Below are 11,547 nucleotides of genomic sequence, written 5' to 3' on the forward strand. Positions count from 1 at the left end.
CTTGCGCCCCCCATGGTTCCTCCCGTCCCGAACCCCAGCCAGCTCCGCGTCCCCGCGCCCGACCCCGGCGCCGTCCCCGAACGGCCCGGCGCCTCCGCGGCCATGGATCCGGAGCTGTACTGGCGGGAGCACGTCTACCAGGGCGGCGCGCGGCAGCTCACCGTGCGCGCCGTCATCGCCGGCATGCTCATTGGCGCGGTGATGTGCCTGTCCAACCTCTACGTCATCCTCAAGACGGGCTGGAGCTTGGGCGTCACCATCACCGCGTGCATCCTGGCCTTCGCGGTGTTCGGCACGCTGCGCTCGCTGAAGCTGCTGCGCAACGAGTTCACCGACCTGGAGAACAACGCCATGGGCTCCGTGGCGTCCGCCGCGGGTTACATGACGGGCGGCGGCAACATGGCCGCGGTGCCCGCGCTGCTGATGCTCACCGGCACGCTGCCGTCGTCCGGCTGGCTGATGGTGTGGTTCGCCGTCATCTCCGCGCTGGGCGTCTTCGCCGCCATCCCCATCAAGCGCCAGCTCATCAACATCGAAGCGCTCCCGTTCCCCACGGGCACGGCCACCGCGGAGACCATCCGCGCGCTGCACGGCCACGGCGCGGTGGCCCGCCGCAAGTCGCGCCTCTTGGGCCTGGCGGGGCTGGTGGGCGCGCTGCTGGTGCTGGTGCGCGACGCGCGCTTCACCTGGCTGAAGAACCTGCCGGAGAAGGTGAGCCTGCCGTTCAGCATCCTCGGACGCGAGGCGGGCAAGTGGTCCCTGTCGCTCGACTTCAGCCTGCTGCTCATCGGCGCGGGCGCGCTGGTGAACTTCCGCACCGGCTGGTCCATGTTGCTGGGCGCCATCCTCAACTACGGCTTCCTCGCGCCGGCCATGGTCTCCCAGGGCGTCATCCCGGAGGTGACGTACAAGGCCATCAACAGCTGGTCGCTGTGGACGGGCTCCGCGGTGCTGGTGTCGTCCGGCCTGCTGTCGTTCGCGTTCCAGTGGAAGAGCGTGGTGCGCTCGTTCTCCGCGCTGGGCGGGCTGGTGGGGATGAAGCCCAAGGAGGGCGCTCGCGAGGATCCGCTGGCGGACATCGAGTGTCCCCCGGCGTGGTTCCCCCTGGGCTTCGGACTCCTGGGCCCGGTGGCCGTCTTCCTCATGGCCTACCTGTTCCAGATTCCCTGGTGGGCCGGCGTGCTCGCGCTCCCCCTGGCGGTGGTGATGGGCGTCATCGCGTCGCGCGTGACGGGAGAGACGGACACCACGCCCACCAAGGCGCTGGGCCCCGTCACCCAGCTCATCTTCGGTGGCCTGGCGCCGGGCAACATCCCCGCCAACGTGATGAGCGCCAACGCCACGGGCGGCGTGGGGCTGCACTCGGCGGACCTGCTCACGGACCTGAAGTCCGGGTGGCTGTTGGGTGCTTCGCCGCGTCAGCAGTTCTTCGCGCAGCTGTTCGGCGTGGTCGCGGGCGCCCTGGTGGTGGTGCCCATCTTCAAGCTGCTGGTGCCCACCGCGGACGTGCTGGGCACGGAGCAGTTCCCCGCGCCCGCGTCCATGGTGTGGGCCGGCGTGTCGAAGATGCTCGCCTCGGGTGTGTCCGCGCTGCACCCCACCGCGCGCGTGGGCGCCCTGTGTGGCGCGCTCCTGGGCATCACGCTGGTGCTGCTGGAGCGCTGGGCCCATCCGAAGGTGAAGGCCTTCATCCCCAGCGCGTCCGGCCTGGGGCTGGCCATCGTCATCCCCGGCTCCAGCTCCATCAGCCTCTTCGTGGGCGCGGCGCTGGCGGCGTTCCTCCGGCGCGCGAAGCCGAAGCTCGCGGAGGACGCGGTGCTGCCCGTCAGCTCCGGCTTCATCGCGGGCGAAAGCCTCCTGGGCATCGCCATCGCGATGGTGAAGGCCTTCGGCTTCATGCCGAAGTAGGGGCTGTCCGTCAGTCCACCTTGCTGGTGGCCCAGGACACGCCCGCGACGAAGCGGAAGGTGGGCGTGTCGAACCCCGCGCCCACGCCCGGGCCGCCCATCACATACAGGTCCAGGCTGGACAGGGCATGGCGGCGGATGGCGATGAGCAGCTCCGCCCCCACCCGGCCTCCGTTCAGCGGGATGCCCGTGAGCACGCTCACCTCGCCGCGCGTCGTCTCGCCGTGGAGCGACGTCACCGTGGCGCCCAATCGCAGCTCATTGCCCGCGATGTCGCGCGGGTCGTAGGACACGGGGCCCAGGTCCTGGCGCTTGCGCAGGAAGATGCCGGCCTCGCCACCCACCTGGAAGCCCTCGCCCACGTAGCCCAATTGCAGACGCGGCTGCCACGCGTATTCCTCGTGCGCCTGCGCCTCGCGGCTGCCCACCGGCAGTCCCGCGGTGAGCCCCACCGAGAGGTTGATGGGGGCGCCTTTCGACTGGCGGAGCACGGCGGCCCGGGCCGTCAGCCACGGCGTGGCGATGCCCCCGGAGTTCGGCCCGAAGTACTCCAGCGTGGGCTTTCCCCCCTGCGTCAGGACGAAGGGCAGCTCTCCGCCCACCTCCAGCCACGACAGCACGCCGAAGGCCACCGTCATGTGGGCGGTCATCTTGTTCTCTACCAGGCCCGTGCCCTCGCCGGGCTCCCAGCGCGTCTGGAAATGCATGGGCAACTGCTCGTAGTGGTAGTTCAAACTCACACGCAATTGCCCGGACTCCAGCGTCCGGCCCGTCCCCACCACCAGCGAGCCCAGCGCCGCCGGGTCCAGGCGCAGCCGTTGCAAGTCGAACATGGGCAGCGGGCTCTTGGGGCCGCTTTCCAGGGCGTGGGCGGAGAAGGGAAGGGACAGCAGGGCAGCGGTGATGACCGAGGCCGGACGGAACACGTGACGACTCCCGAGGCGGAGGGACGCGGACTCTAGCCAGAGTCCCCCGGCCCGAAAATCATGCACGGGTGCCACCCATTGATGTTTGCCCCGCGCAAATATCGCCGCGTCAGGCAGTTCCAGCCGCCAGGTCCTGCAATTCCTGCCATCTCGTATAGAGCCGGTCCACTTCGGCGGTGGTGGCTTCCAGGGCCTGATTCACCTCCGCCACCTTGGAGCCCTGGCTGTAGACGGCGGGGTCGGCCAGCTTCGCCTCCAGCTCCGCCTTGCGCTTCTCCGCGGCCTCGATGGTGGCCTCCATGCCGTCCAGCTCGCGCTGGTCCTTGTAGGAGAGCTTCCCGGGCTTCTTCTGCGCGGGCTTCTGGGCGGAGTCCTCGCGGGGCTCGTCCTTCTTCGGCTCGTCCTTCTTGAGCGCGGCGGCCTTGAGCGCGGCGGCCTGCGACTGCTCGCGCAGCCGCTTGTACATGTCGTAGTTGCCCTCGTAGCGGGTGACCTTGCCCTCGCCGTCGAAGGAGAGGATGGCGGTGGCCACCTTGTCGAGGAAGTACCGGTCGTGCGTCACCAGCAGGGTGCTGCCCGCGAAGTCCAGGAGCAGGCGCTCCAGGATGTTGAGGGTGACGATGTCCAGGTCGTTGGTGGGCTCGTCCAGCACCAGCACGTTGGCGCCTTCCAGGAACAGCCGCGCCAGCAGCAGCCGGTTGCGCTCGCCGCCGGACAGCGCGCCCACCTTCATGCGCTGCATGGGCACCGGGAAGAGCAGGTCCTCCAGGTAGTCGCGCAGGGCCACCTTCCGGTCCGCCAGCTCCACGTGGTCCTCGCCGTTGGAGGCCGCGTCGTACACCGTCTGATCCGGATCCAACTGGGCGCGCTGCTGATCGTAGTAGGCGACCTTGGTGTTCTTCCCGATGACGAGCTTGCCGCTGTCCGCGGGAATCTCCCCCAGCATCACACGCAGGAAGGTCGTCTTGCCCACGCCGTTGGGCCCCAGGAAGCCCACGCGCTCGCCGCGCTGGAGGCGGAAGTCCACGCCGTCCAGCACCTTGCGGTCGCCGAAGGACTTCTTCAGCCCTTCAGCCTCGATGACGGTGTGGCCCAGCCGGGGCGCCGCCACCACCTTCAAATCCGCCACCTTGGGGCGCTGGAAGCCCTTCTCCGCCAGCAGCTTCTGCGCCCTCTCGATGCGGGCCTTGCTCTTGGTGCGCCGCGCCTCCGGGCCCTTGCGCAGCCACGCCACCTCCTGGGCAATCCAGCGTCCGCGCTTGTGCTCCGCCGTCTCCGCGTTCTCCTGGGCCACGAGCTTCTGCTCCACGTAGGCCGCGTAGTTGCCGGGGTAGGAGATGAGGCCGCCGCCGGGCTGGATTTCGACGATGCGGTCCACCAGGTCGTCCAGGAAGTAGCGGTCGTGCGTGACGAGCAGCAGCGCCCCGGGCAGCTTGTCCAACTCGTCCTCCAGCCAGTCCACGGTGTCCGCGTCCAGGTGGTTGGTGGGCTCGTCCAAGAGCAGCAGGTCCGGGCGCGTGAGCAACGCGCGCGCGATGGCCACGCGCTTGCGCAGGCCTCCGGACAGCTGCGCCACGGGCCGGTCCCAGTCCTTCACGCCCAGCCGGTCCAAGAGCGTCTTCGCGTGGTGCTCCGTGTCCCAGCCGCCCGCCTGTTCAATCCGGTCGCTCAGCGCGGACAGCTGCTCCAGCATCTTCTGGGTGGCGTGCGCGGGGTCCGCCTCCAGCTTCCGGGACAGCTCCGCGTGCGCGTCCAGCGCCTCCTTCAGCGGCGCCTGGGACACGGCGAGCTCGCTCTGCACGGTGGCGCCTTCGGGGAACTCCGGCTCCTGGGGCAGGTAGGTGACACGCGCGCCCCGGCGCAGCTGCAGCTCGCCCAGGTCCGGCTTCGCCGCGCCGGCCAATATCTTCATCAGGGACGACTTGCCGGAGCCGTTGACGCCCACGAGGCCCACGCGCTCGCCCTCCTCGATGGTGAAGGTGAGGCCCTCGAAGACGGTGCGGCTGCCGAAGGCGAGCTGGACGTTGGCGGCGCGAAGCAGCGTCACGGAAAGGAACCTTTCGAAAAGGGGGACGGAAGAAAGCGAAAGGGCGCCCCCCACTTGAAGCGGGGAGCGCCCTTCCTACAGCCAGTGCGGCGTGGGCACCCGGACTACTTGCGGGCAGCCTGCTCCGCGGCCTGCTTCTCCTTGTACTGCGCCATCAGGGCCTCCGCCTCGTTGCGGGGGACCGGCGAGTACCGGGCGAACTCCATCGTGAACTCGCCCTTGCCCTGGGTCGCGGAGCGCAGGTCGGTGGAGTAGCCGAACATCGTGTTCAGCGGCACTTCCGCCACGGCCGTGACGTAGCCCTCGGCGGTGCCCGTCTCCAGGATGGTGCCGCGGCGCTGGTTCAGCTGGCCGACGACGGAACCCTGGAAGTCTTCCGGAGCCGTGACTTCAACCTTCATGATCGGCTCGAGGATGATCGGCTTGGCGGCGGCGTAGCCCTCGCGGAAGCCCATGATGGCGGCCGTCTTGAACGCCATTTCGGACGAGTCCACCGCGTGGAACGCGCCGTCGTTGATGACCACGCGCAGGCCCACCACGGGGAATCCGATGAGGCTGCCCTTCTTCACGGCCTCCGTGAAGCCCTTGTCGCACGCGGGGATGAACTCGCGCGGGATGGAGCCACCGACGATGTCGTCCACGAACTCGTACTGCTGCACGGCGTCCGAGGGCAGGGGCTCCACGTAGCCGCACACGCGCGCGAACTGACCGGAACCACCGGTCTGCTTCTTGTGCGTGTACGCGAACTCGCCCTTCTGGGAGATGGTCTCGCGGTACGCCACCTGGGGCTTGCCGGCGACCACTTCGCAGTCGTACTCGCGCTTCATGCGCTCGATGTAGATCTCCAGGTGCAGCTCGCCCATGCCGCTGATGATGGTCTGCGCGGACTCTTCGTCACGGTGCACGCGGAAGGTGGGGTCTTCCTTGTGGAAGCGGTTGAGCGCCTTGGAGAAGTTGGTCAGCTTGTCGCGGTTCTTCGGCGTCACCGCCAGGGAGATCACCGCGTCCGGCACGAACATGGACGTCATCGTGTAGTTCACGGTGCCGTCGGTGAACGTGTCGCCGGAGGCGCACTCGATGCCGAACAGCGCGACGATGTCGCCGGCCGTGGCCTCGCTCACGTCGTGCATTTCCGACGCGTGCATGCGGACGATGCGGGGAACCTTGACCTTCTTCTGGTTCACCTGGTTGAAGATGAAGTCACCCTTGCTCACCTTGCCCTGGTAGATGCGCATGTAGGTGAGCTGGCCGTAGCGGCCGTCTTCCAGCTTGAACGCCAGGCCGACGAAGGGCTTGTTCGCGTCCGACTCCAGGATGACCTTGGCCTCGTTGTTCTTCTGGTCGAGGGCCTCGTTGGTCGCTTCCTTGGGGTTGGGCAGGTAGCTGCACACCGCGTTCAGGAGCAGCTGCACGCCCTTGTTCTTGTACGCGGAGCCGCACATCACCGGCGTCATCTTCAGCGCGATGGTGGCCCGGCGCACGGCGGCGCGGAGCTGCTCCTCGTTGATGGCGCCCGGGTCCATGAGGAACGCCTCGCCCAGCTCGTCGTCGACGTTGGCGATGCCCTCGATCATCTCGTCGCGGCGCAGCTTCGCCTCGTCGAGCATGTCCGCGGGGATGGCCTCCTCGCGCACGTTCTCGCCGTTCTCACCATCGAAGTAGAACGCCTTCATGGAGAGCAGGTCGATGAGGCCCTGGAAGCGGTCCTCCGCGCCGATGGGGTACTGGAGCTTCACCGCGTGGTGGCCCAGCTTCTCCTTCAGCTGCGCGGCGACGCGGTCGTAGTTCGCGCCCGAGCGGTCCATCTTGTTGATGAACGCGATGCGCGGAACCTTGTAGCGCTTCATCTGGCGGTCCACCGTGATGGACTGCGACTGCACGCCCGACACGGAGCAGAGCACCAGGATGGCACCGTCGAGGACGCGGAGCGCGCGCTCCACCTCGATGGTGAAGTCCACGTGTCCCGGGGTGTCGATCAGGTTGATGTTGTACTCGCCCCACATCGCGTACGTGGCGGCGGACTGGATGGTGATGCCCTTCTCACGCTCCAGGTCCATCGAGTCCATGATCGCGCCCACGCCGTCCTTGCCGCGGACCTCGTGGATCTCGTGGATCTTGCCCGTGTAGAACAGGATGCGCTCGGAGAGCGTCGTCTTGCCCGAGTCGATGTGGGCAGAGATACCGATGTTACGAATCTTCTCGATGGGTACGTTGGAGGCCACGATCCGGTCCTTCTTCTATTGAAAAAATTGCCTGAGGGAACAGAGCAGGCGGGGCCCTTACTTCCCACAGGACCCAGTTACCAGACAAATCCGCATGACGCGGGGCGTACATCCGCCTACTTTCCGCTGTCCCTGTTCCGACTGAGGTCTCATAACAATGAGCGCGAGCGAAAACTTCTCCCTGGCACGGGCCTGGCTCCAGGCCTTCAACGCCCACGACGTCACCGCCCTGGTGGCGCTGTACGCGGAGGATGCAACACACACCTCGCCCAAGATTCGCGTCCTGCACCCGGAGACGGGCGGGCGCCTGGTGGGCCGGCCGGCCCTGGAGCGGTGGTGGAGGGACGCCATCGCCCGGCTGCCGGGCCTGCGCTACGAGGAGACGGCCCTCACGGCGGACGGGGACCGGGTGTTCATGGAGTACCTGCGCCACGCGCCCAACGAGGCCCCCCTGCCGGTGGCGGAGGTGCTGGAGGTGAAGGGCGGGCGCATCGTCGCGTCGCGCGTCTACCACGGCTAAGGTGCCCCCCATGGCGACCCCCAATTTCGACCGGGACTTCGGGTACCTGGCTCCCTTCATGGACAAGGTGGCCGCGGCCGCCGAGGACCTGCCGGACGCCTCCGCCCGCGAGGAGCTGGTGCGGCTGGTGGCGGAGGAGAAGGTCCGCTGGGCGCGCATCCGGGAGCTGCTCCAGGGCGCCGCGGGGCAGAGCGGCGCTTCCAAGGGGGCCGCCCCCAAGGCTTCTGCCTCGAAGGCCCCATCGCCCGCCGCCGCGCCCCCGCTGGCCCGGGTGTCCGCGGACGGCGTGAACCGGGTGGCCCGGCGCGAGGCGGGCTTCACGGTGGGAAGCCTCAAGGACTCGCGCTAGCGGGTCTGGTGGATCAGGTGCTGCTCACGCGGACCTGGTCCAACGCGTCGTAGGTGGCGGCCTTGTAGGCCTCCGACAGCGTCGGGTAGTTGAAGCAGGTCTCCACGAAGAGCTGCGCGGTGGAGCCGGTGAGCAGCGCGGTGAGCCCCACGTGCACCAGCTCCGAGGCCTGTTCGCCCAGCACGTGCACGCCCAACAGCTTCATGTCGTCGCGGTGGAAGAGCAGCTTCAGGAGTCCCTGCCTCTCCCCGATGATCTGCCCACGCGGGTTGCTTTCGAAGGTGGCGCGGCCGACCACGTAGGGGACGCTGCGCGCGCGCAGGGACTCCTCCGTGTCGCCGGCCATGGACACCTCCGGGATGGTGTAGATGCCGTAGGGCAGGATGGGCGTGAGCGTGCGCTTGCCCGGGCCGAACGCGTGCTCCACCGCGATGCGGGCCTGCTCCATGGACGTGGAGGCCAGCGCGGGGAAGCCGATGACGTCCCCCACCGCGTAGATGTGCGGCACGGCCGTCTGGTACGCGAGCCCCACTTCAATCTGGCCGCGCTTGCCCTGCTTCACGCCCAGCGCCTCGATGCCCAGGCCCGCGATGTTCGCGGTGCGGCCGGAGGCGACCAGCACCTGATCCGCCTCCAGCACCTCGCTGGTGGACAGCTTCAGGCGGATGGGCTCCTCGTGGGACTCCGGCACGTGCGCGGACTCCACCGTCTGGCCCAGGCGCAGCCGCACGCCCAGCGTCTCCATGCAGTCGCGCAGCACCTGCCCCACCTCGGCGTCCAGGAAGGACAGGAGGTCGTTCTTCACCTCCACCAGCGTCACCGGGATGCCCAGCGCGGCGAACATGCACGCGTACTCGCAGCCGATGACGCCGCCGCCCACCACCACCAGCGTGCGGGGCAGGGTGGTGATGTCGAGGATTTCATCCGAGTCGTGCACGCGCGGGTCGCCGAAGGGATACATCGGCGGGCGGTACGGGCTGGAGCCGGTGGCGATGAGGACGGTGCCGGCGGTGAGCCGGGCGACCTCCGCGCCGTCGCGCTTCACCGCGACGGTGTGCGCGTCCACGAAGGAGCCGGCGCCCTGGAACAGCGTCACGCCGTGGCGCTGGAGGTTCTTGTGGATGCGCTCGCGCTCCATCTGCTTCACGCGGCGCTCGCGGAAGAGGAAGTCGGAGACGGTGGCCTCGTGGCGCAGCGTCGCGTCCACGCTGTAGAGGCCGCGCGCCTTGAAGCCGGACAGGTGCAGCGCTGTCTCTCGCAGCGTCTTGGAGGGGAGGGTGCCGGTGTTCGCCGCGGTGCCGCCGAGCACCGGCTCCCGCTCCACCACCGCCACCCGCTTCCCCGCGAGCGAGGCCTGCACCGCGCCCCATTCACCCGCGGGGCCTGATCCGATGACCACCAGGTCGAAGTCCGCCATGGGCCGCACCCTAACCCCACCCCGGGGGGCCAGGGCACCGGGAAGTCAGTCCCGGCCCGAGTAATTCAGCTTCTCGCGGACCTCCTCCTCGGTGAGGAGCCGGAAGCCGCCCTCGGGGATGTCGTCCAGGGTGATGTCGCCTACGGCCTCCCGGTGGAGCGCGCGGGCAGGCAGCCCCACGGCGCCCAGCATGCGCTTCACCTGGTGGTGGCGGCCTTCGGTGAGAATCACCTCCACCGTGTGCTCGTCGCGCACGCGCACCACCGCGGGGCGGGCGGGGCCGTCATCCAGCATCATCCCCTGGCGCAGCGGCTCCACCTTCGCGTCGTCCGCGGTGCTGAACACCGTGGCCACGTAGCGCTTGGGCAGGTTCGTCTCCGGGGACGTGGCGTGGGCCACCAGCTTGTCGTCGTTGGTGAAGAGCAACAGGCCCGTGGTGTCCACGTCCAGCCGGCCCACGGCGTGCCAGGTGAAGCGGTTCAGCTCCAGGGGCAGCTGGGGCAGGAGCAGCTCGAACACCGTGCCCGTGCGGTGCTGGCGCGCGGTGGAGGTCAGCACCCCCGCAGGCTTGTGGAAGGCCAGCACGTGCGTGGGCGCCCCCTTGCGCACCGGCATCCCGTCCACCTTGATGACGGCGTCGGGCGGCACGGGAGTCAGCGGCGTGGTCGCCACGCGGCCGTTGACGGTGACTCGGCCCGCCTTGATGGCGGCCTCGGCCTCGTCCTGGGGCATGGCGCCCGCGCGGGCGAGCGCGCGGGAGAGCCAGTCCGGCTTCTCCTTGCCCTCCCAGCGGTTGGGGCGGGGCGGGGACTTGGGGGGCCGTTCGGGCTTGCGAGGCATGGGCGCGGCACTGTAGCCGCGCTCGGGCGGCGGCGTGTCCCTCAGTTAGTGCCGGGCCGGTTCGTCGGGGTCCTCGCCCTCGGCGGAGCCCGGCGTCCTGCCCGGCTCGTCGCCGTCCGCCATGCGGTGGGACTCCTCCTCCAGCCCGCCGTCTTCCGCCGTCTCGGGCGTGCGTCCGGGTTCCTCCAGTGCGTCCTCGTGGGATGGCGCCTGACGGCCAGGGCCGGGCTCGGTGCCTCCCACGATCATCGACTCGTAGGGCATGTGGTTCACGCGGTGCTCCTTTCCGTGAGGTTCGGACGTTCCAGGAAAGGTAGCGACGCGCACGCATCCCGCCGCGAGGGGTGGGGTGTCCCCCTGCCTGCTCAGGGGTCGTCCCTGCCCGGGAAGTGCTTGCGCACGGTGTGCAGCGCGGCCAGCCAGAGCCGGGCCTCGTTGCGCGTGAGGCGGGAGCGGCGCAGGGGCGCGACCAGGTCCCGCACCGCCGTGCGCCCGGGCTTTTCGTCCACGAGGAAGCCGCCCGTGGTGAGGAGTGCTTCCAGTGTGGCCTCTACCCGGGCCAGCTCCTCGTCCGTGGCGGCCAGGGGCAGGGGACCCGGCGGCGGCGCGGTGTCCGCCAGGTGCGCCATGCGGACCTCATAGGCGTAGAGCAGCACCGCCTGCGCCAGGTTGATGGAGGGCTGCTCCGGCGCGGTGGGCACAGCGGACAGGTCGTGGCAGCGCTCCACCTCCGCGTTGGTGAGGCCGCTGCGCTCATCCCCGAAGACGAGCGCCACGGGCCCCTGCTTCGCCCGCGCCACCAGCTCCTCTCCCACGGCCCTCGGAGACAGGCGGCGCTTTCCCTCCACCTTGCGGGAGCTGGTGCCCACCACCCAGACGCAGTCGGACACCGCCGCGTCCAGCGAGTCCGGCCGCTTCACCCCACCCAGCACGTCCTCCGCGTGCACCGCCAGCCGGTGGGCGGGGCCCAGGTCCTCCACCTCCGGCGTCACCCAGGCCCAGTCGGACAGGCCGCAGTTCTTCAGGGCGCGGGCGGCGGCACCCAGGTTCTCCGCGTTGCGCGGGCGCATGAGGACGAATCGGACGGGCAGCACCATGGGCGCGCACCCTACCGCCGCGGGCCCCGGGCAGGGACCCCTGTTGACCGCCGAGGTGTCTCACCGCCAGTCTGCACCGCGAAATCCCGCGTCCCGCGCGCGTCCAGCAGGCCACCCGCGAGTGTGGCTGCCCGGACACCCTGTGGGTCCGCGGACGCGCACGGGGGAGCGCCGGCATGTGGTCGCCGGGCCGCACTTCCCGTGCGCCTCCGAGGAGCCCAC

The 11,547-nt window shown here is 69.6% G+C and carries 10 protein-coding genes; 3 read left to right on the forward strand and 7 right to left on the reverse strand.

Annotated features, from left to right (window positions below; genetic code table 11):
• Positions 1-12 precede the first annotated feature (12 nt).
• Positions 13-1,908: an OPT family oligopeptide transporter gene (locus D7Y21_RS14870; protein ID WP_120563444.1), complete on the forward strand. Its 1,896-nt coding sequence runs from the start codon at positions 13-15 to the stop codon at positions 1,906-1,908.
• 10 nt (positions 1,909-1,918) lie between these two features.
• Here the strand turns inward: D7Y21_RS14870 and D7Y21_RS14875 are convergent, their stop codons facing one another.
• The 3 genes from D7Y21_RS14875 to fusA all read right to left on the reverse strand — a co-directional run bounded on the left by D7Y21_RS14875 (position 1,919) and on the right by fusA (position 7,102).
• Positions 1,919-2,833 carry a flagellar motor protein MotB gene (locus D7Y21_RS14875; RefSeq protein ID WP_120563443.1) on the reverse strand — a complete coding sequence of 305 codons (915 nt, stop codon included), beginning with the start codon at positions 2,831-2,833 and terminating at the stop codon, positions 1,919-1,921.
• 109 nt (positions 2,834-2,942) lie between these two features.
• Complete coding sequence (locus tag D7Y21_RS14880; protein ID WP_121713924.1) at positions 2,943-4,880, reverse strand: ABC-F family ATP-binding cassette domain-containing protein; 1,938 nt, start codon at positions 4,878-4,880, stop codon at positions 2,943-2,945.
• Positions 4,881-4,984: 104 nt separating this feature from the next.
• A complete protein-coding gene (gene fusA, locus D7Y21_RS14885; RefSeq protein WP_120563441.1) occupies positions 4,985-7,102 on the reverse strand; it encodes an elongation factor G in 2,118 nt (705 codons plus the stop codon).
• A 157-nt stretch (positions 7,103-7,259) separates the two neighbouring features.
• On the opposite strand from fusA, the gene D7Y21_RS14890 reads away from it, so the two are divergent.
• On the forward strand, positions 7,260-7,622 hold the full coding sequence (locus D7Y21_RS14890; protein WP_014398450.1) for a nuclear transport factor 2 family protein: 363 nt from the start codon (positions 7,260-7,262) through the stop codon (positions 7,620-7,622).
• Between the two features lie 10 nt (positions 7,623-7,632).
• Positions 7,633-7,971, forward strand: a complete 339-nt coding sequence (locus D7Y21_RS14895) for a hypothetical protein (protein ID WP_121713926.1) — start codon at positions 7,633-7,635, stop codon at positions 7,969-7,971.
• A 13-nt stretch (positions 7,972-7,984) separates the two neighbouring features.
• Here D7Y21_RS14895 and sthA read toward each other — a convergent pair whose 3' ends face one another.
• The 4 genes from sthA to D7Y21_RS14915 form a co-directional block, all read right to left on the reverse strand.
• Positions 7,985-9,388 carry a Si-specific NAD(P)(+) transhydrogenase gene (gene sthA, locus D7Y21_RS14900; RefSeq protein WP_121713928.1) on the reverse strand — a complete coding sequence of 468 codons (1,404 nt, stop codon included), beginning with the start codon at positions 9,386-9,388 and terminating at the stop codon, positions 7,985-7,987.
• Between the two features lie 45 nt (positions 9,389-9,433).
• Positions 9,434-10,228 (reverse strand): pseudouridine synthase, encoded by a 795-nt coding sequence (locus tag D7Y21_RS14905; protein ID WP_120563438.1) that lies wholly within the window; start codon positions 10,226-10,228, stop codon positions 9,434-9,436.
• Positions 10,229-10,273: 45 nt separating this feature from the next.
• Entirely contained in the window at positions 10,274-10,492 is a 219-nt protein-coding gene (locus D7Y21_RS14910) for a hypothetical protein (RefSeq protein ID WP_233591584.1), read from the reverse strand.
• 101 nt (positions 10,493-10,593) lie between these two features.
• Positions 10,594-11,325, reverse strand: a complete 732-nt coding sequence (locus D7Y21_RS14915) for an RNA methyltransferase (protein WP_121713930.1) — start codon at positions 11,323-11,325, stop codon at positions 10,594-10,596.
• Between the last annotated feature and the right edge of the window lie 222 nt (positions 11,326-11,547).

Source organism: Corallococcus sp. AB045, from assembly GCF_003668895.1.
In the GTDB taxonomy this organism is placed as follows: Bacteria; Myxococcota; Myxococcia; order Myxococcales; family Myxococcaceae; genus Corallococcus; species Corallococcus coralloides.